23 protein-coding genes are annotated in these 24524 nt (G+C 44.7%); 3 read left to right on the forward strand and 20 right to left on the reverse strand.

What is annotated here, in order from left to right; translation table 11 throughout:
* Nucleotides 1-9: 9 nt before the first annotated feature.
* From BLA28_RS06560 to BLA28_RS06580, 5 genes are all read right to left on the reverse strand, one after another.
* Entirely contained in the window at nucleotides 10-1071 is a 1062-nt protein-coding gene (locus tag BLA28_RS06560) for an ABC transporter substrate-binding protein (RefSeq protein WP_071698901.1), read from the reverse strand.
* A gap of 23 nt (nucleotides 1072-1094) precedes the next feature.
* A complete protein-coding gene (speB, locus tag BLA28_RS06565; protein WP_069410138.1) occupies nucleotides 1095-1988 on the reverse strand; it encodes an agmatinase in 894 nt (297 codons plus the stop codon).
* 13 nt (nucleotides 1989-2001) lie between these two features.
* Complete coding sequence (locus tag BLA28_RS06570) at nucleotides 2002-2655, reverse strand: cyclase family protein (RefSeq protein WP_071698902.1); 654 nt, start codon at nucleotides 2653-2655, stop codon at nucleotides 2002-2004.
* Between the two features lie 29 nt (nucleotides 2656-2684).
* The gene (locus tag BLA28_RS06575; protein ID WP_071698903.1) at nucleotides 2685-3707 is read right to left on the reverse strand and encodes an ABC transporter substrate-binding protein; all 1023 of its coding nucleotides are present in this window, start codon (nucleotides 3705-3707) and stop codon (nucleotides 2685-2687) included.
* A 241-nt stretch (nucleotides 3708-3948) separates the two neighbouring features.
* Entirely contained in the window at nucleotides 3949-4161 is a 213-nt protein-coding gene (locus BLA28_RS06580; protein ID WP_009255009.1) for a zinc ribbon domain-containing protein, read from the reverse strand.
* 238 nt (nucleotides 4162-4399) lie between these two features.
* Here BLA28_RS06580 and BLA28_RS33650 point away from each other — a divergent pair, with 238 nt between their 5' ends.
* The 3 genes from BLA28_RS33650 to BLA28_RS06590 all read left to right on the forward strand — a co-directional run bounded on the left by BLA28_RS33650 (nucleotide 4400) and on the right by BLA28_RS06590 (nucleotide 6763).
* A complete protein-coding gene (locus BLA28_RS33650; RefSeq protein ID WP_016360057.1) occupies nucleotides 4400-4555 on the forward strand; it encodes a hypothetical protein in 156 nt (51 codons plus the stop codon).
* Nucleotides 4556-5096: 541 nt separating this feature from the next.
* On the forward strand, nucleotides 5097-5564 hold the full coding sequence (locus BLA28_RS06585; RefSeq protein ID WP_069151432.1) for an RNA polymerase sigma factor: 468 nt from the start codon (nucleotides 5097-5099) through the stop codon (nucleotides 5562-5564).
* Nucleotides 5565-5575: 11 nt separating this feature from the next.
* Nucleotides 5576-6763, forward strand: a complete 1188-nt coding sequence (locus BLA28_RS06590) for a hypothetical protein (RefSeq protein ID WP_071698904.1) — start codon at nucleotides 5576-5578, stop codon at nucleotides 6761-6763.
* A gap of 92 nt (nucleotides 6764-6855) precedes the next feature.
* Here BLA28_RS06590 and BLA28_RS06595 read toward each other — a convergent pair whose 3' ends face one another.
* From BLA28_RS06595 to gyrA, 15 genes are all read right to left on the reverse strand, one after another.
* The gene (locus BLA28_RS06595) at nucleotides 6856-7581 is read right to left on the reverse strand and encodes a hypothetical protein (protein WP_071698905.1); all 726 of its coding nucleotides are present in this window, start codon (nucleotides 7579-7581) and stop codon (nucleotides 6856-6858) included.
* Nucleotides 7574-9760 carry a M1 aminopeptidase family protein gene (locus BLA28_RS06600; RefSeq protein WP_071698906.1) on the reverse strand — a complete coding sequence of 729 codons (2187 nt, stop codon included), beginning with the start codon at nucleotides 9758-9760 and terminating at the stop codon, nucleotides 7574-7576. The genes BLA28_RS06595 and BLA28_RS06600 overlap by 8 nt, the downstream gene beginning before the upstream one ends.
* Nucleotides 9757-10623 (reverse strand): ATP-binding cassette domain-containing protein, encoded by an 867-nt coding sequence (locus BLA28_RS06605; protein WP_071698996.1) that lies wholly within the window; start codon nucleotides 10621-10623, stop codon nucleotides 9757-9759. Before BLA28_RS06605 ends, BLA28_RS06600 begins: the two co-directional genes overlap by 4 nt.
* A 205-nt stretch (nucleotides 10624-10828) precedes the next feature.
* Complete coding sequence (locus BLA28_RS06610; protein WP_071698907.1) at nucleotides 10829-12352, reverse strand: glycoside hydrolase family 32 protein; 1524 nt, start codon at nucleotides 12350-12352, stop codon at nucleotides 10829-10831.
* Between the two features lie 102 nt (nucleotides 12353-12454).
* Complete coding sequence (locus BLA28_RS06615) at nucleotides 12455-13261, reverse strand: helix-turn-helix domain-containing protein (protein WP_071698908.1); 807 nt, start codon at nucleotides 13259-13261, stop codon at nucleotides 12455-12457.
* Between the two features lie 236 nt (nucleotides 13262-13497).
* Nucleotides 13498-14235 carry a class I SAM-dependent methyltransferase gene (locus BLA28_RS06620; RefSeq protein WP_071698997.1) on the reverse strand — a complete coding sequence of 246 codons (738 nt, stop codon included), beginning with the start codon at nucleotides 14233-14235 and terminating at the stop codon, nucleotides 13498-13500.
* A gap of 4 nt (nucleotides 14236-14239) precedes the next feature.
* Nucleotides 14240-14590 carry an arsenate reductase family protein gene (locus BLA28_RS06625; protein ID WP_009255030.1) on the reverse strand — a complete coding sequence of 117 codons (351 nt, stop codon included), beginning with the start codon at nucleotides 14588-14590 and terminating at the stop codon, nucleotides 14240-14242.
* Between the two features lie 38 nt (nucleotides 14591-14628).
* Nucleotides 14629-15501, reverse strand: coding sequence for a serine hydrolase domain-containing protein (locus BLA28_RS06630; protein WP_069151416.1), 873 nt, complete (start codon nucleotides 15499-15501; stop codon nucleotides 14629-14631).
* A 35-nt stretch (nucleotides 15502-15536) separates the two neighbouring features.
* Nucleotides 15537-16433, reverse strand: a complete 897-nt coding sequence (locus BLA28_RS06635) for an SPL family radical SAM protein (RefSeq protein ID WP_071698909.1) — start codon at nucleotides 16431-16433, stop codon at nucleotides 15537-15539.
* Nucleotides 16434-16592 (reverse strand): hypothetical protein, encoded by a 159-nt coding sequence (locus BLA28_RS33655; protein WP_009255034.1) that lies wholly within the window; start codon nucleotides 16590-16592, stop codon nucleotides 16434-16436.
* A gap of 188 nt (nucleotides 16593-16780) precedes the next feature.
* Entirely contained in the window at nucleotides 16781-19342 is a 2562-nt protein-coding gene (locus BLA28_RS06640; protein WP_071698910.1) for an FtsX-like permease family protein, read from the reverse strand.
* The gene (locus BLA28_RS06645; RefSeq protein ID WP_044964904.1) at nucleotides 19335-20024 is read right to left on the reverse strand and encodes an ABC transporter ATP-binding protein; all 690 of its coding nucleotides are present in this window, start codon (nucleotides 20022-20024) and stop codon (nucleotides 19335-19337) included. The genes BLA28_RS06640 and BLA28_RS06645 overlap by 8 nt, the downstream gene beginning before the upstream one ends.
* 162 nt (nucleotides 20025-20186) lie before the next feature.
* Nucleotides 20187-21125 carry a sensor histidine kinase gene (locus tag BLA28_RS06650; RefSeq protein ID WP_071698911.1) on the reverse strand — a complete coding sequence of 313 codons (939 nt, stop codon included), beginning with the start codon at nucleotides 21123-21125 and terminating at the stop codon, nucleotides 20187-20189.
* The gene (locus BLA28_RS06655) at nucleotides 21122-21832 is read right to left on the reverse strand and encodes a response regulator transcription factor (protein ID WP_044964901.1); all 711 of its coding nucleotides are present in this window, start codon (nucleotides 21830-21832) and stop codon (nucleotides 21122-21124) included. The genes BLA28_RS06650 and BLA28_RS06655 overlap by 4 nt, the downstream gene beginning before the upstream one ends.
* Before the next feature lie 96 nt (nucleotides 21833-21928).
* Nucleotides 21929-24496: a DNA gyrase subunit A gene (gene gyrA / locus BLA28_RS06660; RefSeq protein WP_009255039.1), complete on the reverse strand. Its 2568-nt coding sequence runs from the start codon at nucleotides 24494-24496 to the stop codon at nucleotides 21929-21931.
* Nucleotides 24497-24524 lie beyond the last annotated feature (28 nt).

Consider the following 24524-nt stretch of genomic DNA (forward strand, 5'->3'; position numbering starts at 1 on the left):
CAGTTATTGCTATTCTGCAAGCTTTTCTACAAAGCTTACATCGATCATATCCCCACAGTTGAAGTCTTTGTTATCCAATACACCCAATTCGTACATAAAATCTCTGACCGTATTCTGTGTATAGCCCCAGTAAGTAAAATCATCCGCTTCCGTAAAGGCTTCCACAACCTGCTTTGCATCCGGGAGAAGAAGGCCATTCATCTCACTTGCAAATTCCTCCGCATCCACTCCCAGCTTTTCTCCCATATAAGCATTGGCTTCGTCGGGATTATCTTTCCAGTAAGCAACGGCATCAAAATAGCTTTTAATGACTGCGGTTACGGCATCGGGATTTTCCGTGCAGAGTGACTTTGATGCAAGCAATACATCCGTAATCAAATCCGGGTTATCCGCTGAAGAAAACAGTTCTGTACCTCCGGCTTCCTTTGCCTGTGAAAAATAGGGATCCCAGATACATGCCGCATCACACTGGCCTGCTACGAAAGCGTTGCCTGATTCCTGTATGGACATATCCACTATCTTGATGTCCTTCTCACTCATTCCGTTTTCTTCCAATAAGGTAAGCAGGAACATGTGATCCACACTGTACAGCTGGGTTGCTATCGTTTTTCCCTTTAAGTCAGTAATATTCTTGATATCAGAGGTTGCAACCAGTCCCTCACAGCCGTTCGATTTATCCGTTTCCAGTACGACGGAAAACTCCGCTCCCTGAGCAAACGGCGCAATTGTTTCGGATGAGGCATAGGTACAGAAATCTATCTGCCCGCCGACGAAGGCATTGGAGCTTTCCGTTGTTGACGCAAATTCCTGGATAGTCACATCAAGACCATTCTTTTCAAAAATTCCTTTCTCCTTTGCCAGATAAAAGAACATGTTAGTGGGCCATGGAGAGGTTCCTAACGACAGCTTTGTCAGTTCCTTTGAGGTATTTTCTTCAGCCGCAGCACTGCTGCCTGCCGCAGTTGATGTATCCGCTGCCGCCGCCGTGTTTCCCGCCTCCTTATTTGCACATGCACATAAAGATAGTGCCAATACCACTGCCAATGCCAAACTCACAATTTTCTTTTTCATAATAGCCTCCCATTCTTCGATGACTAATCCATCAGATACATTAAATCCTGTGCTATAGCTGCAGCTGCCAACGCCGTAATCTCACTCTGATCATACGCCGGCAGCACCTCTACCAAATCTGCTGCCACAACATGAATCCCCTTTAATAAATAAAGAAGCTTCCTCACCTGTGCTGCGGAAGGGCCGCCAATGACAGGAGTACCGGTTCCAGGCGCTGCCGAAGGGTCTAACGCATCAATGTCAAAGGTAAGATAGACCGGCATATCCCCAATAACTGCCTTTATTTTCTCCGCCAGCGTTTCCATATCCATAAATACAGCCTCCTGAGCGTAGAAAATATGATAGCCGCATTCCGTCATTTCCGTTCGGATAAATACCTGGGCGGAATGCTTTGGATCAATACAGCCCTCCGCCTGCAAATCGTATGCAAAATTAGCATGGGACACATTTCCATCGGTACTTGGCGTACTGTCCTGGTGTGAATCAAAATGCAGAAGCGCGAGTCTGCCATATTTTTCGCTCGCCGCCCTCACCATGCCATAGGGAATGGTATGATCGCCGCCGAGTGTCAGCAGTTTACAGCCCGCATCTAAAATCTTCTTTGCATGATCGTGAGTCTCCTCCAGCATGACCTCTGTTGTCTTCGGACCTACATAATAGCCCACATCTCCATAATCGATAATATTGGCTTTTTCACTTATTTTGTAATTCCATGGATAGGAAAAGCAGCATGCAAGCTGGCTCATATTCCGGATAGCACGCGGCCCCAGTCTTGCCCCCGGACGATTGGTGACTCCGCTGTCAAAGGGCACCCCCATAACCGCTATATCTACATTTTTCAGCTCTCTTGTCACGGGATAGGCATTAAAGCTGGGAATGCCTCCATAGTGCAAATGTTTCTGTACCTCGTATTCCATTTTTGTAACCTCCTCATTCAAATGAAACTGCTGCTGCCCGAACCGGGGAACCATCCACTCCCGTCAGCTTTAACGGCAGAAAGATAACAAATGGTTCATCAAATTCTATCTTATCAAAATGTGCCAGATTCTCCGCGATCAGGCCGCCTGCTTCCGCATACATCTCATGTACCGGAAATTTAGTTCCGCCGGTTCTGTCCAGATTGATGGCATCTATGGCCAATGTCTGAATTCCCCGATCCAGCAGATAAGCTCCTGCCTCCGCCGATAAGTAAGGGTGTCTGAAAAATTTATCCTGCCCCTCATATCGATACCAGTCTGTCCGAAACAGCACAATATCTGCTTTTTCCATCTGTCTGTCATACTTTTTTACATCTTCCAGTGTAATCTCCTCAAATTCTCCTTTATCAGATGCATCTATGACAAGGGCATTCCCCATAAAGTAACTGAGTTCCATCCGATCTACGGTTAATCCATCATTTTTGAAATGATAGGGAGCATCTACATGGGAACCGGACTGGGATCCTATATGTACATTTGACAGGTTATACCCGTCTTTTTCTTTTACAGTTGCCACCGTAATATCCACAACAGGATCTCCGGGATACACCACGGTACCGTTTTTTAGTTCATGAGATAAATCTACAATCTTTTTTATTTTCTGCATCCTTCCACCAGCCTTTCCGCTTCGACCCGTTATTTCATTTCTTCATAAACTTCTTCAAATAAAGAGCTGTCAAACAAATCATTAAAATTATCCGGCATAGAATCGATCAAACCATTGTATTGTAAAAATCCGGCCAGCATCTTGGCACAGTATGGTAAACTCACATAGGTATCTCCGGCTGCAAAGGCTTCCGCATTGTCCTCCATAGTCCTGACATCGCAGCCCTTCATCAATTCCAGAAATTCCTCTGCCGTCACTTCCGCTCCGCCTGCAACCGCTTCCGCAAATTTCTCCGGATCTATATCATAGGCATCTCTTGCACTGTACCATGCCTTCATTACGGATTTCATTTCTTCCCTCTTTGTCTTGAGTGAATCACCATTTACTGCCAGAATGGCCGGTATTAAGCCCTCAAATTCTTTATCTCCTGAGGTCGCCAGAATATTTCCTCCGGTTTCCTGCTGCGCCATGGATAAAGATGGCTCCCAGACTGCCGCCGCGTCCACCTGCCCTGCTATAAAAGCATTAGAGGCATCTCCTGTTGACATATTGACAAGATTGACATCCTTTTCGCTTAAGCCTGCATTTTCAAGAGCCTTCAGAAGAAATAAATGATCACTCCCGCCGAATTCAATTGCAATATTTCTGCCTTTCAGCTCTTCTACTGATGAGATATTTGGGGATGCAACCAGGCCATCCGCACCTGCAGAGAAATCCTGCACCATAATAACTTTGATATCCGCCCCATTTACATATCCCGGAATAATATCTGCAAGAGCCGGAACGAACATATCAATTTTTCCGGACATCAAGGCATTTAATCCATCCGTATAATTTGAGAAAAGCTGTACCTCCACATCTATGCCCTGTTCCTTAAAATATCCTAACTTATCAACTGCCAGCCACCAGTAGCTTCCCGGCCAGTCATTGATTCCCAGCGTAATTTTCTCTCTGCTTTCCGCTCCTGCCGCTGTGATATTGCTGTTTCCGCAGGCTGTCATAGAAACAGCCAGCATCAGTATGAGAACCATTGCCATAACTTTTTTTATCATATGCTTTCTCCTCATGAAATAAAAAATGACGCCTAAATGAATTCATTTAAGCGCCGTTGCCGTTTTCTTTTTTCTGTTGATTTAATGAAATACTAGCCTGCATATAAGAAAATGTAAATATGGCCGCTGAACATGAAATTTTGTGCAGAAGGCACAAGAAGCCGTCAGCATGATCCGAAACAGCATACACCTCCTGTCTCTTTTCATACTGACGGCCTCTTTATTTATCGGATACTTACTTTCAGTTACCGATAAGGAAATCCAGAATATCCCATCCGTCGGAACCCTGTCCTTTATAAAGCTCGGTATAACCGCACTGACGGCAGCTTATTGTTATGAATTTCTTATTCTGCACATCAAAAATCTTGGCAAAATTTCCTCCTGTGGCCTGAAACTGATCACTTTCATACTGCTGGCAGCCGCATTTGGGACATATGTATTGTTTCTTCTCCATGTTCATACCTCTCAGATTTTATTGTCGTCTGTTATCAGCCAGTAAAGCAGTGCTGCAATATCCATGCAATGCCGTACCGGCTTCGGAACCTTTTATATTATAGCAGAAGTCTCTGAAAAGTAATCTTAAATAATTCTTATTTTTCTCTAAAAACGTATATTTTTCAATGGTTTTCCTTTATAATTTTACTTAATAAATAAAACAGGAATTTTCATTTTTAACAAAGGAGGAAACAGATATGTCAATAGTTGCAGTTTTATATACTATCCTGATTTATCTTTTAATCGCCGCAGTAATAGGAGGCTTTTTATTTTTTATTATAAAAAAGGCCGTTAAAGAAGGTGTTCTTGATGCATTAGAGGAATGGCATGGAGAATCAGACAGAAATGAATGAAGGCTATATATTCATATGTTCATGATATTCCATTGACACTTTCTTTCCGAAAATACGGAAACTCTTCAAAACAGCACCGTCAAATGATTTCAAAATTCTGACCCTGAAAGCATATCCCCGTAAATGTCCGATCGGTATGATCCTTTTATGGCCTATGCTTTTTCCCTGTGCAATCGGGATCCATTCCAGGACTTTCTGTCTATTCCACTAATTTTTCAAAATTTCAGATTTTACATCAACACTTCCCCCTTCCCATTCGTTATATATATGTAACCAATCATAAGCAAGCTTTTATGTGAAAGGAGCGGCGGATATGAATCCTGAACTATTTTATGAATACTACCTTTTTACTTCTGCCCGGCAGGCCGAACACAGCAGAAGGAATACAGAAATCAGGGATATGAATTTCAAGAAAAGAAAACATCATTACCTTCCTGTATCTTTGCTGTGTTTCCTGGCCATTTTAAAAAACTTACCATTTTTTCTCTGACATCAGTTACAATGATATTAATACAACAGCAAACGCAGTCAGGAGACTCCTATGATAGCCAAAATTTATCAGCTGTTTTTTCAGGAACTGATTCGATATGTCACCAAAATGACCTGCGACAAAGCCGCGGCGGAAGACATTGTGCAGGAAACCTTCCTTCGGGCCATGGAGCATGCTGTAATCCTGGATGACATGGATGAACGTCAATGCCGGTCATGGCTGTATAAAACATCCCGCAACATTTTTATTGATAAAGTGAGACGAGAGTCGGCATGCCCGGAAGCAGAAGAAAAAACGGAAACACAGGACGATTTGTCCCAGATTGAAGTCCGGCAGCTGTGTGAAAAATTACCGGAAGAAGAACGGATTCTATTCATAAAAAGATATTTTGAGGGTTTTGACTCCACACAGCTGTCCGCCATGTACAAGCTGCCGCCCTCCACCATTCGCTCACGCCTTGCCAGCGCAAGGCGGAAGCTGCGCATGTATTACCCCGAACTGGAAAATCAAAAAAAATAAGAGGTGCAATTATGGAAAAAACGAAAAAACTGTCAGTAAATACGGCTCTTTGTGATATGACTGAAATTACCGAGGAAAGGCTGTCGCAGTATTCTGCCATTGCAATTAATGCCGCTGCAGTGATCCAGTCTGAAAAATCAGCCGTCCTTATCTCCAAATATCCGGTGGAAATAAATACAGCCTGCGTAATTAAGGTTCCCGATGGAATCAATTTAATAATAAAAAATGGTTCCATTGAAATGAATGAAAAAGCCTTTGCGGCTGAGCATTCTTTCCTGTTTGTTTCAGGAAGTCTTTTTATCCATCCTGCTGCCGGAAAAGCTTTGGAAAGCTATGAAAAAATAATGGTAAACGGATCACTCATTTATCCTGAAGGACTTTCTGATGCCGTATCAAAAATTCAGGTAAACGGTACACAGAAAAGCTATCCTGATAATGCCATATGCCTGCTGAAGGATGTTGACGTCGACAAATATTTTATTCTCCGGGCCCGCCAGGATACCCCATATTTCATCAATGGTATGGTAAAGCTGCTGGACGCTTCCCTCGATCTCGCCGCATTAATTCAAAAAAACGTAACTTTTTTATGTAAAAAAGCCATGGTAATGGAATGTCTGTTTGAACAGAGCCTGTCTTTATTTGATGAGCACACGGAAATCCAGATTATACCCGATGAATGCCGGATACTTCCTGATAATACCGAGTTAGATTCCGGGACAGTCAGCCTGTTTGGAAAAAAGCTCTATAAAAACGGAGATCTCACGCTGACGGATCAGTCCATGGAAGCACTCCCCGAACTGGAATATCTGAAGGTTACCGGCACCCTTTATATACCGGAAAAGTACAGCAGTAATTTGTCGGAATTTCCTGTGGAATACGGAAGTATATTTGTCATTAAAGGTACCATGATCTCTGACAGAAGTAATATAAGAATTGATAAACAGCTGCTTGAGCAGACGCCGGGCGGACTGCATGTCGTTGATTGCGCCGTAGCTGAAATTTCGGAAGATGTTCCCCCGGAACTCATCCGCAGCCGGCTCCGTCTTGAGGACATTGCCGTTGTGAGGTGTTCTCCTGAAATCAGAAATGCGGTGGAACTTGTATCTGCGGATGTTGCTTTATTTGAGGATTATAAAGACGAAGAAGTACAGGAAGATGATGATACTTCCTTTGTAAATGCTGCAAGCTATAAGTTTTAATTCACACGGTTTATTAATAAATTACTATTTTCATCATTCCGAAAAAGGGAGCTGCCTATTTGGGCTGCTCCCTTTTTATTTAATGACTAAATTTAAAATGATACAGCTTTTTTGTTCCGCCATACAGCAAAAACAAGAAAACCAATCCCTGCTAAAAGAAAGATAACCCTTGACACAATCATACCTCCCGGCATTGAAAATGCCGGATCCAGCAGTTCCATAGTTAACGGATATTCCGTAAAAAAAGAATAACCATAGAGATCAAAATTCATCGGCAGAGGAATAAATCCTGCCCCCAGCGCAAGCGCCATCAAGCCAAACAAAAGACCGGAATGTATCCTGCCTGCAAGAAGTCCCATACCTGCCAGCAACAAAAGCGCAGGCAAAAGAGTAATAACAGCAGTCAGCAAAAGCATTCCCACAGGAACATTTCTCCCGAACATTATTACCAGGAAGCCCAGACCCAGGGCCGTGAGGATCAGCGCCAGCAGCAGCCACGCAGTAACCGCAGCAGCACATTTTACCAATAGATATTTTCCCTGTTCTACAGGAGCAGCATCAGTAAGCCTCCCAAACTGCCTGGATTTCTCATTGCACTGGTTCCATTGAAAAAACAGCAGCGCCACTCCCAGAAGAGGCATAATCCGCGCCATATATGCCCCGAAGCTCCATGGAGAGAACGGGGCAGTATGTGCAACACCCTTTATAGTGGATGTCTGCAGAATATTCCAGCCAAAAAACAAGCATACCGCCAGCAGGCCCCAGAAGAATTTGCTGCGCAGGATCCTGCGCAATTCGTATTGATATATTTTATTCAAGATTCAAATCCTCCTCCGTAAGATTACAGGCCTGAAGAAAGTCCTGCCAGGTCAGGTAAGGATAGGACGGATTCGTCTCACCGGTAAACAATCCTGCCAGGATTCGATCCATAGCTTCCTCTCCGCCCACCAGCTTTTCCGCTTTCAGTATTTTCAGAGGCATTTCGCAGTACTGCCGGACGGTAGACTGGCTGTTGGCTATATCGGCTTTATACTTTTCCGGCAGAGCCGACAGAAACTGCGGATTCCGGACGTAAAAATCCTGATAATAATCATCTGTCCGGGACTGCCACACATCTACATAATACTTTTGTGCGTAGTCTGCGCCGTGAAGTTCCTTCATCATCCGATAGGTGGTATAGACCGTCAGCCCTTCGCTGGACCAGGGATCTCCGGTATAGGAAGATTCGATCATATTGCCAAGCCCCCACCACTGGTGAATGATTTCATGGGCCATAACTTCACTGCCGCCGGCACCTTTCAGGGGATCCTTAAGCCCTGCTTCACTGAAGCTGTCCTCGCCCATGACACTGGCTCCTCCGGCAGCATAACCGCCGCCTGTAGCACCGATCTCAATAAGGCGCATGCCTTCCTCTCCATAGAAGAAAAGAGATCCATAATGATCCGTACAGTATTCAAATACCTGCTTCAGCGTATCATTGACATTGCATTCTTCCATAACCCTCCGATGTTTGGCACTGTAGAAAAATTCCACATTCAGTCCGGCAGCATCAATATGCTCCGAAATATAATCACCGGCATAAAGAATCAGGCTCCATCCCGAAGCATGTAATATCCATTGGGTAGATCCGGCTTCGCTCTTCCCCGCTTCCACCGTATCTGTACTGAATAAAACCGGCTTCAATCCATCAGGCAGCGTTATTTTGGCTGTAAGAGGAGGCTCTTCTGAAGTATTTTCAAAAAAATCACGAGGCATGGGTGAAAAATCCTGATGAGCCAGATAAATGTAGTCTCTGCTGATTTCACACTCCCCCTGAAACAGAGACATTATATTCCATTCCTGAGGAAAACCCCCGTATTCTACCGATAATTCCATATTTTCATCGGCGGGAATATCCAGTTCAATCGTTTTCTTATTAATATCATCATTTTGAAGATCACGGAACGGAACAGGCTTTCCGCCGGCCGTAACAGACTTCACCTTATAGCCGGGATTCAGCCAGAATGAAATGGTCTGGGGCTGCCCGGAATCATTATGCAGAGTATAGGAAGCCGTTGCCTCAAAAAAACCTGTAAAAAGGGATGGACGCGCATCTACCGATATTGCGGAATAGGTCACATGTTCATTATAGTCAAAATTATAATGTGCATCATAGTCAATTTCCTTCTTACTATGATCCAAAAAAGGCTGCTTTACATAAACCAGTACACCTGTTATCGTCAGCATAATTCCGATGACAGGAAGATAAATCATCCGCGCATTACGAAGCAGAGAACCGAAGGCTCCTCTGCCGTACCGGCGGGTACACAGCAGGCACAGGCACCAGATCCCTCCCAGCAGCAACAGCCAGAACAGCCTGTTCCATCCCAGGGACATGAGTCTGCGGTTATTGCCGAAATCATCGGAAAGATAAGCCAGCGCGGGATTTACCCAGCGCAGCAGCCAGTTTTCTCTCCAGGCCGACAGGCTTAAGAGAAAAAAGCCAACGAACGCTGCCAATGTTATATCCAGTCTTTGTACAAGCTGATAAACAGCGGCTGTGAAAAGGATGGAAAACCAGAGTGAGGGAAGCATCACCAGCAGATATACCGCCGCACACAGTCCGGGCCGGAATACAGCGCCGGTTAATGAGGCCGTGACCGGCATCCAGATTATCATTGCTGCCGCAGCGGCTGCAGATGCGGCTGTCAGCAATGCCAGAGTCCGACATACTTCCGCTGCAAGAGGAGAAATCATAGAATCCGTAAGTACATCAGTATGGCTGCTGTGAACACGATCCAGTTCCAATACGGTAAGCAATGCAAAAATCAGAGCGCCTGCCAGTGAACCGCCCAGTGCAGGATTGGCAAGAGCCGTACTGTTCAGCGATCCGGAAAGAGGGCAATAGAACGTAAATCCCACTGCCGGCGCCGCCACGGTAATACCAAGCACCGCCCATGTCAGCCGGCTGCGAAAAAGCCGTCCCAGCTCCACACGAAAGAGAGAAGAAAATTTCATTGTGTTTTACCCTCCTGCGTAATGAGATATAAATAGGCATCTTCCAGCGTAGGTTCCACACTTTGGGCCTCCTTTGGCAGCTCATCCGCCACTCCCCGGCATAACACACCCTCCGCTGTATTCACCCGGGAGATGATACGCAGGTCAGACTCCTTTTTATCTCCGTTGTGTTCCAGCAGAACACCTACATGTCCCCTGGCCTGCAGGATCAATTCTTCAGGTTTGCCTATAAACAGGATCTCCCCGTGGTCAATTACAATAAGCCTGTCACAAACAGACTGTATATCTTCAATGATATGAGTGGACAGCAGTACCAGTTTATCCTGTGCCGTCTGAGAGAAAAAATTACGGAAACGGATACGTTCTTCCGGATCCAGACCCACAGTAGGCTCGTCAAAAATCAGGAATTCCGGTTCCCCCAGCAGCGCCTGTGCAATTCCTACTCTCTGCCGCTGTCCGCCGGACAGCGTTTTTATGCGCGCCTTTTTCTTTTCTTCCAGACCAGTGGCCAAAATAACTTCTTCTATAACGGGCCTGCTGTTACGTATCCCCTTTAACGCTGCCATATAGTCCAGAAATTCCCATATCGTCAGTTCATCATACAGACCGAAGTCCTGCGGTAAATAGCCCAGCTTCTTCTTCAGCTCTTTTTCACATTTCGTCAGCGGCTTATCATCAATGGCAATATCACCGCCTGTAGGAAGAAGCCCTGCAACAAGCAGCTTCATCAGTGTGGATTTTCCCGCGCCGTTTGGCCCCACCAGGCCTATGAGACTCGGACTTTCCAGCGTCAGGTTTATATCCTTCAAAGCCTGTTTGCCGGTGGGATAGGTCATGCTTAAGTGATTCAAATGAATTTTCATAAAATTCCTTTCTGATATTTTTATTCTGACAAAGCTGTTATCTGCAAATTTGTATTTCCTTTTGTTCTGCTTACAAGTATAGCTGCTATTTCTTAAAAAGATATAACGGAATTTCTTAACAAAATCAAACAATCTATCCAAAACAAAAAAGGAGCTGCCAGCATGAATAAATCTTCAGACTGATACGCTCCCGTTTTATTTATTATCATTCCACCCTGTAAATATCGACATAGGCCTTACCGCCGATATCCACCGTCACATTCCCTGATTTACTGTCCGATTCCATCTCAAATACGGCATAGACAAGTCCGTTGTCCGCGGTAATCTCCACAATTTCCCCATCCGCAATAATAGAAAAATCATTCAGCTCCTTACCGAACTGTACCGTTTCCTTCCCCACATTCATTTTCCCGCAGGAAGGGATATAAGTGATGGAGGTACCGTAGAGATTGACAACAAAATCGCAGGGACTTTGCATATGAACGGTTATTTCAACAACACCTGCCTTCTGCATCATATAAAAAACTTTTCCCTCACCCTGGGAAACTGACACACTCACCCTTGCTTTACGGAATTCCTCAACTGGATTCTGTCTAAGCCTCAATCCCTCAGGTGTTTCGGCAAGGATCAGTTTCCTTGGAATCCCCATTACACCCGTATATAATTTTCCTTTATTTTTCGTTCTCAGCCAGGGAATCGTAATCACATCCTCTGTTCCCCAGAAGGTTTGTGCGGCATAGGGAATTTTAGTCCGGTAAGCCTCCAGCTTCACACCATCCGTCTTAAATTCATAGCCGTCAAATTCTCCCAGAAAATAATAACCGTCCGCGCTCCAGAACACCCATTTTTCTCCGCCGCCTTCCACGGGAATCCTTCTGAGATCCGGACATTCCCAGGAATCCTTCAGAGTCAGAATCTGGGTCTTTTTCCAGTTTTTCAGATCCTTGGAACGAAGAATCATGAACTCGTTGTCTTTCAGATACAAAACCATGATATAAGCTTTGCTCTCTTCATGCCAATAGACCTTGGGATCCCGGTTTTCCCCGGAAATATGCTTTACTGCGTTTCCTTCCAGCTTTACAAGGGTATTTCCCCCGTCTGTACTGTAAGCGATTCTCTGATTAAAGGTTTTCCCCAGGCTCCATTTTGATTTATTTCCCGCACATGTATAAAAATAGATATGAGCATCCTCAGGGAGGCCCAGAAGTCCCTGTTCATTAACAATTCCGCTCCCGGAATACATGACGCCGTCACTGTCCGGATAAAGCGCAGTCTCCTTCTGCTCCCAGTGAAGCAGATCCTTACTCACCGCATGTCCCCAGCACATATTTTCCCAGCGGGTATCAAATGGATTGTACTGGAAATATAAATGATAGACGCCGTCCTTATACAGCAGCCCGTTGGGATCATTCATCCAGCCCGTGCGGGGTGCAAAATGAAGAAGGGGACGGGACTGGAGATTTTCCGGTACGGTATCGGAAAGGGATATGGCGTCCATAAACGCTTTCGGAATACTTCCCTCTATCAATAAAGTTTTTCCCTTATATTCTTCCATATTAACGGGAGCATAGTAGTGAAAACCATAATGTCCGTCCGGCTTTTCCTTTACCGGAACATTAAATTCATATATTTTTTCTCCCTGGCAGGAGATGCTGATCGTCTTCAGTTCTTTTTCCGCACAAACAGGGATCAGAAGATATTTCTTATCAATTGTAATATACTTTTTCATTTCCTGCCTCCTAAAAAAAGTTACAATGGAGCCACGAATTGTAACTTAAAAAAATGATTTCCAACAAGCATCTGTTAAAAAAAGTATATCACATTCGCTGTTTTATTTATACATAAGAGTAAGAAAATCAAGAATCCACTTGGGTACTTTGGGATTATAAGTAACAAGAAAGCTTTTAACCCATTCCCTGGTAACCCCATCATCCACAGCAGTCATATTATACCCCCACAATTTTTCTCCCTGCCGGGCAACGGCAGTTCTGCCTACAGCAGATACTCCTGTCGCTATATTCTTACCTACAGCTGCAACACCTGTGGCATAAATACCCAGGCTTGTTACGCCTCCTGCCACGATTCCAATAGCAGCCACTCCCATGGCTAATAATCCTATGGAAACGATCCCCAGTGAAACCAGAAGGCCAAGAGATAACATACCTATGCTGAAAATACCGATGGAAAAAAAACCTGCGCTTACCACGCCAATTGCAATATTCCCGACGGCAATAATCCCCTTCGCGGCATCCTTCATCCGTATTCGGCCCGTATACCGGCCGAATTTAATGTGTATCAGGGGGATCCCGGCTACCGTTACCCTGCTTTTATATTCAAATCCTTTCTGATAGCCTATATAATCTTTTACTTCATTAATGGTCCGCCTTATTTCTTCCGTTTCACTGGCAGGCTCCCATTTTTTATCTCCTCTGTCTTCACAGCTGTCAATCAGAAGATAATCCAGCGATACGTGGAAAAGCTGGGATATTGCAATCAGCTTGCTTATTTCCGGCATGGTTTTATCCGCCTCCCATTTACTCACCGACTGCCTTGATACCTCCAAATATTCTGCCAGCTGCTCCTGGGAGTAGCCCTTTTCTCTGCGAAGCTGAATCAGCTTATCACAAAATTTTTTCATATAATCTCCTGTCTGCCACAATGTAGCTCTGTTTTCTATAGCTTCATTTTTCCATATAATCTGCTTTTTTACAAGAAATCAGCGTATTGCAATTTGTCACCCACAGGTTGCAATCCCGTAAAACAGCGTGTTCCGGGGGATCCTATTTATAAATTTGATCTTCGGAAGGCATCATGGCATATGCGAAGCTTGCATTACAAAAAAGGCACCCTCCGGCGAAGGTACCCTTTTTTTCTTTATTTTTCTTTCTGTGCCGATACAAGAAACATCATGGGCCGGCGCATTTCGTCCTTCATTCCGGGAACGGTATCCAGCATTTCCTCCGGCGGCTGAGGCTCCTCTACATCCACGAGCCGGAACCCTTTCTTTAACAGAACGGAAATATATGTGGTGAATGTCCTGTGATACTTGGTAACCGGTTCTCCCAGGAACACCGCATTTCTTTTTCCTTCGTAGTAATAATTATCTACCGGGAAGTGAAGAATCTTTCCGTTTTCATCATAATACCAGTCCTGGCTCCCTTCCGCAGTGAATACCGGATGTTCTGCAGAAAAAACAAGATATCCACCGGGCTTGAGTAATTTATGGATCTTATCCACAATCTCTTCATAATTTTCAATGTAATGAAAGGCGAGGGAACTTAAAATGATATCAAAGGAAGCCTCTTCAAAATCAATATCCTCTATGGGACAGCAGATATAGGTGGTATTGCCTTTTTTATGGGATTTCCGGGCTTCTTCCAGCATTTTTTCAGAAATGTCCACTCCCGTCACTTCTGCGGCTCCATGGTCAGCGGCATATTCACAGTGCCATCCATAACCGCAGCCCAGATCAAGAACCTTCTTTCCCTGAAAATCAGGAAGCATATTTTCCAATGTCTTCCATTCCCCAGCACCATCCAGCCCTTTTTTGGAACGATCCATTTGGCTGTATTTCTCAAAAAATAACGGATCATCGTATTTGTTTTCTTTCATAGCATCACTCCATTTTTTCTTTCCACTCATTTTCCCTGAACCCTGTCAGGATAAAATCATCCGCAACAATCAGAGGACGCTTCACCAGCATTCCGTCTGTGGCAAGCAGTTTAATCTGTTCTTCCTCACTCATATCCTTCAGCTTGTCCTTCAGGCCCAATTCCTTATATTTTAAGCCGCTTGTATTAAAAAACTTCTTAAGAGGGAGGCCGCTTCTGCCATACCATTCCGTAAGCTCCTCCACCGTAGGATTTTTCTCCGCTATATGTCTGTCTTCATAGCTTATTTTTCTTTCATCCAGCCACTTCCTGGCTTTTTGACAGGTAGAGCATTTGGGGTATTCTATAAAAAGCATTTTCTTTACTCCTTTTTTATTATCATAAATTACATCTGTTATAATTGCGGGACAATAATATCCATGCAGCATTCCATCATCGCATCCGCATCCCTGGACTCCGCATTGATGGCAATCACAGCATTTTTATCCGGAAGAACAATGGAAAACTGCCCGTATTTGCCATCCGCACGATAAGAATTATAAGGACCGCGCCAAAAAAGATAACCATAGCCATCCTTCTCGTTATCAATATATTTCTTTGATGCTTCCCTGATATAAGCAGAAGGAACTATCTGTTTTCCCTCCCAGTTTCCTTCCTGCAGGAGAAGCTGTCCGAATTTCAAAAGCTCAGTCACGCATAAAAACAGACCTCCTGCCCCAAAAGTATATCCGTAAGGGTCCGTTTCCCACACAGGCCTTCTGATTCCCATGGGTTCAAAAAGCCTGGGCATAAGGTAATTTACAAGATCACAGCCCGACCTTCTCTGAACAAGAATACCTGCAAGATAGGGCCCTGCATTATTATATAAAAAACTGGTTCCGGGCTTCTGTGTGAAAGGACGGGACAGCGTATAGCGTACCCAGTCCATCTCTTTCATGAGAGGTCTTTGTACTCCCATTAAATAACCCGAATCCTGTCCCAGGCACATGGTCAGCAAATCCTTTACCGTGGCACTGCACAGATTTTCAGAAGGGTTTTCAGGCATTTCCTCCCGGAAAATATCACACAGCTTTTCATTGAGCTCAAGAAGACCTTCTTTCTGCGCAATTCCCACTGCAATGCCGGTGAAGCTCTTGCTTGCCGAATACTGGTTCCTTCTTATTTCTTCATCCCAGTCTTTCTTTAAAAGGAGTTCTCCATCCTTCATTACCGCAAGATTCAGTATCCGCATTTCTTCCGCTTTCTGCTGGATTATTCCGATATCCATATCTATCCTCTCCTTTTTGCTGAAAGCTTATTTTTTTATATCCCGTCAAACAGACTCAGCTGTGTACATTCATAACCTCTTTTATAGGCCCTTATAATACTTTTCATATCATACAGGATACCGTATTTTTCACATTCCGCCTGAAAAAGCTTCCATAACTGCGCCGCCCTGGGACTGCCGCATCGGTAACGGGAGCCATATCTTTTCTGATACCGGGAAACATAATCCTCTTCGGGGAAAATCTCCTTCAGCTTATCATAATACCAGATCCGCTGATTCTCCCTCAGAGTCATTCCGAATTCGGCATAAATAAATCTTGCTCCTGCCTCATGGGCTTTTCGGACAATAGCCGTTATATTTTCCTTATTATCCTCCAGGAAAGGCAGGACAGGCATCAGAAGGATTCCTGCGAATATCCCCGCTTCACTCAGTCTTCTCACGGCCTCAAACCGGGCGGAGGAGGGACATACCCCCGGTTCCACCAGGGAAGAAAGGGAGTCCTCCGCTGCGGTGACCGTAATCTTGCACAGAACGGGGGAATGCTCCTTTATTTCCGAAAGAATATCAATATCCCGTGTAATTAAATCGCTTTTTGTGGCGATTGCCGTCCCGAACCCAAAGGCATCCACCAATTCCAGGGCATGCCTTGTCAGCTCCTCTGTTTTTTCGAAGGGGTTATAGGGATCACTCATAGCGCCGGTACCGACCACTCCTGTTTTTACCTTGCGACGCAGATCATCCCGGATTATACGCAGGGCATCCTCTTTAGCCCTCACCTTATCGAAATCCGTAATTCTGTAACAGTCGGAACGGCTGTCACAATAAATACACCCATGACAGCAGCCCCTGTATATATTCATGTTGTAGTCGATTCCGAACCAGTGGGAGGATTTTGCCTTTGTTACAATTGTTTTTGCAGGTATATATTCCAATTAAGCCACTCCCACATACTGCATGCAGAAACCCACGGCATCTTCAAGCAGATCGCCGCCAAAGGAACCATTTTCTCCTGCAGTCATAAATCCAAAAGCCATTAAAGCCGCAAATAACACTAATACACTGCCGCAAAGCAGTGCCTTTTTCTTTTCCATAAATTTCTCCTCATAATATTCTTAAAACGGATTCTCCTCAATATATCCTTTATAATCTTTTTTCCTGTTTTTGTCTATTCTTTTTTAGAAAGTTATTCCAAATATTATATCACATACTCCCTCCGCTGATACGGCGCTCCTGTAAAAAAAAGAAAGAGCAGAATCAAATCCGCCCTTTCTGTCAGTCATTATTCTTCCCTGAGCATTTCCACCACGCTGTCCTTGTCAGTAACCCTGATAGTCAGATAAGGGACTACTAATCCCATCACTACCATAAAGGGAAGTACGATAAGCATAGGCCAGAGGATAAACCGGTACGTTGTAAACCAGAATATCACGAAATTCCCCATCACCACCAGAGAAAAGAGACTTCCCACCGTCAGACTGAATAAAACCACTCCTGCCGCATAATAGCTTCCTTCCAGGCAGACCATCCTGCGGGTCTGTTTTTCTGTCATGCCGATTGCCTTCAGCGCCGCGAATTCCTTCTTCCGGGTAATAATGCTGGTAATACATGCATTTATGAAATTAAGTATCCCTATGATCCCGATAATCAGAGAAAGAACTCCGCCCACCAGTGTAAATGTCCCTTTCAGGCTCTGGAAATTATCCAGATATCTGCTTTTGGATTCAAAGGACATCATAGGTTCCTGATTTTCCGTATAGGAGGCAAGGAACTGTTCCATCTGTCCTTCCTTCTCATCTTCACACTGAAATAAATAACTCATCACACTGTCCATGTCTCCGCCCAGCTTTTCATAGCCGTCCCTGCTTGTATAAAAAACATAATCCACACCAGAGTACCGCACACTGTTTGTATAATATTTGATTTTTATCTGGGCGATCACTTCCGCTTCTTTTTCCTGCCCATTGCTGTTATGGATAGTCACCTTATCCCCTATGGCATAATGAATACGGTCTTCATAAACCTTACCATAATCGTCTATATCCACTCCCTCAATAATATAATCGCCTGTGTCCAGCTTCTCCTTTAAAATATCCGGATCCGTTTCACCGGCAACAATATCCATTCTGGCGAGAGGAAGCTCCTCCAATCCATATAAATTTGCTCTTGGGTAAAGGTTCTCATCTACATTAATGTGTTCTCCTTCCGCATTTACTGCCGCGCCATTCTCATTCAGATGAATAGGATTGGGCTCCGGCATTTTCACGGAAACGTCCTGATAAAAAAAGATCCTTCCTCCCTTTTCAAATCCCGGTTCTTCTTCAATTGCCTGAATCATACTTTCCGAAACACGTTCCTCATTGCTTCTGTAGTCGTTGTTAAAATATTGGGCATGGGCCGCAAGAAAATCCGTATCAACAAAGGTTGAAAGGTATTTGTCCAGATCAAAGCTCTCTGTCATGGTGACCACGCTGTTCATGAGGATCACGCTCAGGGAAAGGGATACAATAACCAGAACCGTTCTTTTCCTGTTTCTTCCCAGATTGGAGAGAGCCATTTTATATATCTTTCCGCCGTCGGTGGATTTCTTGTTCTTTTTACGGATATCTGCATTGCTGTCCGTATATTTCACCGCCTCCACAGGAGAAATGGCTGCCGCCATCCTGCCGGGCTTTCTGGTACTGATAGCCACCGTAAAAAGAGAAAACAGGGCCGCCCCCACAAAGATGAGAGGATTCAGGGAAACACTTACCTTTCCCGAATTGTAATTACTGATAGCCATAATATAAGGCACGATCCCTTTTCCTATGAAAAATCCCACTGCCAGGCCTATAGGTATTCCATAGAGGGAAAGACGCAGCCCCTGTCTGCGGATGATCTTTTTGATCTGTTTTCCTGTGGTTCCTATGGTTTTCAGCAGTCCATAAAAACGGATGTCACGTATAACCGAAATCTGGAAAATATTATAGATAATCAGATAGCCGGTTAGGATGATTAACGCCAAAGCCGCCGCTATTGTCATCATCGTCACAGGATCCTGCCCCATGCTGTTGGACAGATAAGCCCAGTTCACATTTGCAGCCAGATAATTATCATCTCTGTCATCCAGGGAATATCCCAAATCCTGAACCAGCATATCCATACTTTTATCCATACCGCGGGTACTTTTGAACATGAGATCATACATAACGGATCCGCTCATATACGGTTCCTCATTATAAATATATTTCAGTTCATCCGCATATTTTTCCGTATATGCCTTAGAACAGATGGCAAATCCCACATTCATGGAAGGATTGATCGGTTCCCAGTAGCCGGAAAGGACAAATTCCCGTTCCACCTGCTTTCCCTTTACTGTAAGAAGCAGCGTTACCTTTTCTCCTGTTCTGGCGGGAACACCCAGCAGATCAAGGGAAGGCACATCCATTATAATTTCATTTTCCGCCTGGGGTATGCTTCCCTCCTTCAGGGAGATAAAGCTCAAATCCATACAGGTCTGATCCTCATAATACATCTCCACATGACGTTTCAAAAATTCCGGATTATCTACGCTGTCCGCAGTCACCATCCGAAATCCCGTTTCTTTTACCAGGGGATGGGATTTCACGTCCTCATAAATGGACGGCGGTGCAAATTTGATGGCTCCATGGGCCATCCCCCCTGCCTGAAGCATGGTATTGTACTGAAAGGATTCCACCGCACCGCTGCCTATGGTAAACAGGGCGGTAAAAAGAATGGTGGTAAGGGCTATGGCAATAACAGCTATGATATTCCGGGTTTTATTTGCACGGAAGGATTTATCGGCAAGACGGCTGATACACTTATTGTTTTTCACCTTAAGCATTTGCCTCACACTCCTTCCGGTTCAGAATCATTCCATCTTCAATTCTGACAATCCGATCCGCAAGCTGTGCCAAATCCGGGTTGTGGGTTATCATAACGATAGTCTGGCCGAATTTTTCACCGGTTACCTTCAGAAGCCCCAGCACATCCTGGCTGGTCCGGGAATCCAGATTTCCTGTGGGTTCATCCGCCAGGACAATAGCGGGCTTTGCCGCAAGCGCTCTTGCGATGGCCACTCTCTGCTGCTGTCCTCCTGAAAGCTGGCCCGGAAGATTCTGAAGCTTCTCCCCGATTCCCAGGATTTCAATCAGATCATTCACATAGGCCTTATCCACTTTATTTCCATCCAGTTCAATGGGAAGGACTATATTTTCATATACATTCAGAACCGGAACCAGATTATAGCTCTGAAATACAAAACCGATTTTCCTGCGCCGGAAAATGGTAAGCGCCTCATCCTTCAGGCTGAAAATATCTTTTCCGTCTACAAAAACCTTACCCGATGTGGGCCGGTCCAGTCCTCCCAGCATATGAAGCAGCGTGGATTTTCCGCTTCCCGAAGTCCCTACGATAGAAACGAATTCTCCTTCCTCCACATAAAAATTAACTCCGTTCAGAGCATGAACCTCATTTTCTTTGTTTCCGTAATATTTTTTAAGATCTTCCGTTTTCAGAATTTTCATTATTCTCTCCTCCGCATATCTGTTTTTCTTATCTGACTAAACTATAACAAATAAATCTTTCCATGTTCTTTCCATGAAAAAAAGAATAATGACAGTTTTGAAAGAATTGGGCTGAAATCTTAAAAGATACGGAAATTTCTTAAAAAATGCATCACATCTTTCTTATCTTTCAGAAAGGAAAACGCGGAAACAGGAACCCTTTCCCTCCTCTGACTGAAGGCTGATATAGCCTCCCTGTTTGGTAATGATCTCTCTGGCAAGATATAATCCCAGTCCCACTCCCTTTTTATCATTCACCTTCTCGGAACGGAAGAAACGAAGGAACACACTGGCCTGTTCCTCCTCGGCAATTCCGATCCCGTTGTCCTTTATCTCAATGGCTGTAAAGCTCTGGTAGGGAATGACCGAGATCTTTATTTTTCCGTTCTGATCCGTATATTTTATAGCATTTTCTATGATATTTGAAATAGCTTCCACCGTCCATTTCAAATCATAGCAGGCAATGATTGGTTCCTGACTTCTGTAAGAGGGATCAAAAAGGATTCTTCTTTCCTCATTTTTTTCAAAGATCCCGGCCAGGCTTTCCATAAGGACTGCGATATCCTGCTTCACAGGATGTACGGCAACGATTCCGTTTTCCAGCCTAGACATCTTCACCAGGTTTTCAATGAGAAATGCCATTCTGTCATTCTGCTCCGCAATCCGTCTGGCCAGCAGATGTTCTTCCTCCGGCAGATCTTTTTCCTCAAGCAGGCCCGCGTACAGACGTATGGTGGTGATGGGTGTTTTAGTCTGGTGGGATATATTGGCGATAAGCTCTTCCACCTTCCCTCTTTCTTCCTCCACCTTTTTTCTTCCCAGAGAACTGGATGATAAAAATTGATATAATTTGCTTTCCAGCCTGGAGAGCATATATTCATCAAATCTTTTTTCCTGGAAATTTCCTTCGATTGCACTGTCCAGCATCTTATCCAGCATATCATATTCCCTGTGAAGCCTGACAAGCACATAAATAAGGATCCCGGCAAGCAGAATTACAGTAACCGACATTAAAATCACAGGCAGATTTCCGTAGAAACCCTTTATTAAATACGCAGTCATTGTGACTCTCCCTCATTTATCTGAAAACGATATCCTATCCCATAAACAGTCTGGATATACTCCGGCTTCCTGGGATCTTTCTCCAGCTTGTCCCTTAGCCTTTTAATGGTGACGGAAAGGGCATTTTCATCCACGAATTCCCCGTCGTTTCCCCATACCTTTTCAATCAAAGTATCCCGTTCCAGAATCCGGTTTTTATTTTTAATCAGTACCATCAAAAGCTTTTGTTCCGTCCTGCTTAAAAGGATTTCCCTGTCTCCCATAAAAAAGGACTGGTTTTCCGAATCGATGGTAAAAGGGCCTTCCTTAAGTACCGGTGAAGCCTTCCCGGAGGAACTTCGCCGCTCCCCTCTTCTCAGGGCCGCCATAACCCGTTCCCTTAATACGGCCAGGGAAAAAGGCTTGGTAATATAATCATCCGCTCCTGCCTGGAAACCGGTGACTTCATGAAGCTCCGTATCCAGAGCCGTCAGGAAAATAACAGGATCCAGCCTCTCTTCCTTCCTGAGCCCCCTGCATATATCCAGTCCGCTTCCGTCGGGAAGATTGATATCCAAAAGAATGAGATCAAAAATGTTTTTTTCCAGTACTTTCTTTGCATCTTTTACATTATGGCAGCACTGGAAGGAAAAGCCGTCCTGACGTAAAACAAGCACGATTCCTTCCGCAAGAGCTTTGTCATCTTCCACAATCAATATATTTTTCATATCTTTACTCCCTGTAAGGAAATAAGCAGACTGCCTTTACGGCTGTCTGCTTATTCCGCACGGCTTCATGAACCGTGAATTTTCTTTTAGGACTCTTTATTCTTCCTCAGTTTCCGTAGGGAAAATAATATTTTCTTCTTCATCCGCCCCCGGATATCTTTCCTCTTCAGGAATATCCTCCATGGCGTCATCCGGATTTTCAAATTCCTGGCTGCCGTCAGAAACTCTTTCCCTTACCTTGGCAACCTGCGCTACCTTGATCCCCTTATCCAGGTTGATCATCTTCACACCGGAAGTGATTCTTCCCAATATGGAAATATCCTCCACTCTTAACTGGATGATGATTCCTTCCGTGGTGATCATCATGATTTCATGATCATCGTTGCATGCCTTAACGCCAACCACATAACCGGTCTTTTCGGTGATCTTATAGCATTTTACTCCCTTGCCGCCTCTCTTCTGGACACTGAACTCTTCCAGATAAGTACGCTTGCCCATACCGTTTTCAGATACTATCAGGAGGGAATCTCCCTGGCTGTCCAGCTGCATTCCCACAATTTCATCCCCGTCGTCCAGGTTCATTCCGATAACGCCCATGGACATCCTTCCGGTCGCCCTTACATCGGTTTCCTTGAACCGGATACACATACCGTGCTTGGTCACCAGGAAAAGATCCGTATCCGCATCGGTGATCTTTACTTCTATCAATTCATCATCGTCACGGAGATTAATTGCCGCAAGCCCGTTCTTACGGACATTGCTGTATTCCATGACAGGAGTTTTTTTCACGATACCTCTTCTTGTTACCATGAAAAGGTTCTTATCATCTTCATAATCCTTTACCGGAATAATGGCCGATATCTTTTCTCCCGGATTCAGCTGAAGCAGGTTGATGATGGCCGTTCCTCTGGCCGTCCTGCTGGCCTCAGGAATTTCATAGGCTTTAAGCCGGTAAACCCTGCCGTAATTGGTAAAGAACATCACATAATGATGGGTGGTAGTCATAAGCAGATCCGCAATGAAATCCTCTTCAATGGTCTGCATCCCCTTGATCCCCTTGCCTCCGCGGTTCTGGGATTTGAAATTATCAATTGTCATACGCTTGATATAACCCAGATTGGTCATGGCAATTACCGTATTATCCCTGGGGATCATATCCTCCATGGAAATATCATACTCGTCAAAACCGATACGGCTTCTTCTGTCATCCCCGTATTTCAGGGAGGTAATCAGGATCTCTTCCCTGATTACGCCAAGCAAAAGCTTCTCATCTGCCAGAATCGCCTTCAGTTCGGCAATTTTTGCCATGAGCTCTTTATGCTCATTTTCCAGCTTTTCTCTTTCCAAACCGGTAAGAGCGCGCAGTCTCATGTCGACGATAGCCTGCGCCTGGGGATCAGAAAGCTCAAACCGTTCCATCAGGTTTTCTTTGGCAGCCTGGGTATTCCTGCTGGAACGTATAATACGGATCACTTCGTCAATATGATCCAGGGCGATCAGCAAGCCCTGTAAGATATGATCCCGTTCTTCCGCTTTATTCAAATCATATTTTGTCCTTCTGGTGACAACATCCTCCTGATGCTTCAGATAAAGCTTCAGCATTTCCAGAAGGTTAAGCACCTTCGGCTCATTATTCACCAGAGCCAGCATGATAATACCGAAGGTATCCTGCATCTGGGTGTGCTTGTACAGCAGATTCAGGATCACGTTGGCATTGGCGTCCCTGCGCAGTTCAATAACTATACGGGTTCCTTCCCTGTTGGATTCATCCCTCAGATCCGTAATACCGTCTATTTTTTTCTCTTTGTGAAGCTCTGCGATCTTTTCGATCAAACGGGCTTTATTAACCATGTAAGGAAGTTCTGTTACGATGATCTGGCTTTTTCCGTTGGGAAGCGTCTCGATATCGGTTACCGCACGTACCCTTACCTTGCCGCGTCCTGTCCGGTAGGCTTCCTCACTTCCTCTGGTCCCCAGAATAATACCGCCCGTAGGAAAGTCAGGGGCAGTAATGATCTGCAGAACCTCTTCCATATCCGTATCCCTGTCCTCATTCACCCGGTTGTCAATGAGCTTAACCACCGCGTCCACTACCTCACGAAGGTTGTGGGGAGGGATATTGGTCGCCATACCAACGGCGATACCGGAGGTTCCGTTTACCAGCAGATTGGGATAACGGCTGGGAAGGACGGTAGGTTCTTTTTCCGTCTCGTCAAAGTTGGGAACAAAATCAACGGTGTCTTTATTGATATCCGCCAGCATTTCCATGGAAATTTTAGAAAGCCTGGCTTCTGTATAACGCATGGCTGCGGCGCCGTCGCCGTCTTCGGAACCAAAATTCCCATGACCGTCTACCAGAGGATATCTGGTGGACCATTCCTGGGCCATATTAACAAGGGAGCCGTAAATGGAGCTGTCTCCATGGGGATGGTACTTACCCATGGTATCACCCACGATACGGGCACATTTTCTATGGGGCTTATCAGGACCGTTATTCAGCTCTATCATGGAATAGAGAACACGCCTCTGAACCGGCTTCAGGCCATCTCGGACATCCGGAAGCGCACGGGATGCAATAACGCTCATGGCATAGTCGATATAGGATTTCTCCATGGTTTCTTTCAGATCGACTTCATGAATTTTATCAAAAATATTATCTTCCATTGTTTATTGACTCTCCGTTTCTACAGTA

The organism is Eisenbergiella tayi (assembly GCF_001881565.1).
Lineage (GTDB): Bacteria > Bacillota > Clostridia > Lachnospirales > Lachnospiraceae > Eisenbergiella > Eisenbergiella tayi.

What these genes read in the sequence shown, in the direction of transcription:
- BLA28_RS33655 (WP_009255034.1), bottom strand. Translation starts at nt 16,592, where the DNA reads ATGGAAAAGAAAAAGGCACTGCTTTGCGGCAGTGTATTAGTGTTATTT.
- BLA28_RS06640 (WP_071698910.1), bottom strand. Translation starts at nt 19,342, where the DNA reads ATGCTTAAGGTGAAAAACAATAAGTGTATCAGCCGTCTTGCCGATAAA.
- BLA28_RS06605 (WP_071698996.1), bottom strand. Translation starts at nt 10,623, where the DNA reads ATGAAAATTCATTTGAATCACTTAAGCATGACCTATCCCACCGGCAAA.
- BLA28_RS06570 (WP_071698902.1), bottom strand. Translation starts at nt 2,655, where the DNA reads ATGCAGAAAATAAAAAAGATTGTAGATTTATCTCATGAACTAAAAAAC.
- BLA28_RS06650 (WP_071698911.1), bottom strand. Translation starts at nt 21,125, where the DNA reads ATGACTGCGTATTTAATAAAGGGTTTCTACGGAAATCTGCCTGTGATT.
- BLA28_RS06655 (WP_044964901.1), bottom strand. Translation starts at nt 21,832, where the DNA reads ATGAAAAATATATTGATTGTGGAAGATGACAAAGCTCTTGCGGAAGGA.
- BLA28_RS06630 (WP_069151416.1), bottom strand. Translation starts at nt 15,501, where the DNA reads ATGGATATCGGAATAATCCAGCAGAAAGCGGAAGAAATGCGGATACTG.
- BLA28_RS33650 (WP_016360057.1), top strand. Translation starts at nt 4,400, where the DNA reads ATGTCAATAGTTGCAGTTTTATATACTATCCTGATTTATCTTTTAATC.
- BLA28_RS06625 (WP_009255030.1), bottom strand. Translation starts at nt 14,590, where the DNA reads ATGCTTTTTATAGAATACCCCAAATGCTCTACCTGTCAAAAAGCCAGG.
- BLA28_RS06645 (WP_044964904.1), bottom strand. Translation starts at nt 20,024, where the DNA reads ATGAAAATTCTGAAAACGGAAGATCTTAAAAAATATTACGGAAACAAA.
- BLA28_RS06615 (WP_071698908.1), bottom strand. Translation starts at nt 13,261, where the DNA reads ATGAAAAAATTTTGTGATAAGCTGATTCAGCTTCGCAGAGAAAAGGGC.
- BLA28_RS06590 (WP_071698904.1), top strand. Translation starts at nt 5,576, where the DNA reads ATGGAAAAAACGAAAAAACTGTCAGTAAATACGGCTCTTTGTGATATG.
- BLA28_RS06575 (WP_071698903.1), bottom strand. Translation starts at nt 3,707, where the DNA reads ATGATAAAAAAAGTTATGGCAATGGTTCTCATACTGATGCTGGCTGTT.
- BLA28_RS06610 (WP_071698907.1), bottom strand. Translation starts at nt 12,352, where the DNA reads ATGAAAAAGTATATTACAATTGATAAGAAATATCTTCTGATCCCTGTT.
- BLA28_RS06620 (WP_071698997.1), bottom strand. Translation starts at nt 14,235, where the DNA reads ATGAAAGAAAACAAATACGATGATCCGTTATTTTTTGAGAAATACAGC.
- gyrA (WP_009255039.1), bottom strand. Translation starts at nt 24,496, where the DNA reads ATGGAAGATAATATTTTTGATAAAATTCATGAAGTCGATCTGAAAGAA.
- BLA28_RS06585 (WP_069151432.1), top strand. Translation starts at nt 5,097, where the DNA reads ATGATAGCCAAAATTTATCAGCTGTTTTTTCAGGAACTGATTCGATAT.
- BLA28_RS06560 (WP_071698901.1), bottom strand. Translation starts at nt 1,071, where the DNA reads ATGAAAAAGAAAATTGTGAGTTTGGCATTGGCAGTGGTATTGGCACTA.
- BLA28_RS06580 (WP_009255009.1), bottom strand. Translation starts at nt 4,161, where the DNA reads ATGGAGAAGAAACAATACATATGTCCCAAATGCGGCTGCCAGCAGTAT.
- speB (WP_069410138.1), bottom strand. Translation starts at nt 1,988, where the DNA reads ATGGAATACGAGGTACAGAAACATTTGCACTATGGAGGCATTCCCAGC.
- BLA28_RS06600 (WP_071698906.1), bottom strand. Translation starts at nt 9,760, where the DNA reads ATGAAATTTTCTTCTCTCTTTCGTGTGGAGCTGGGACGGCTTTTTCGC.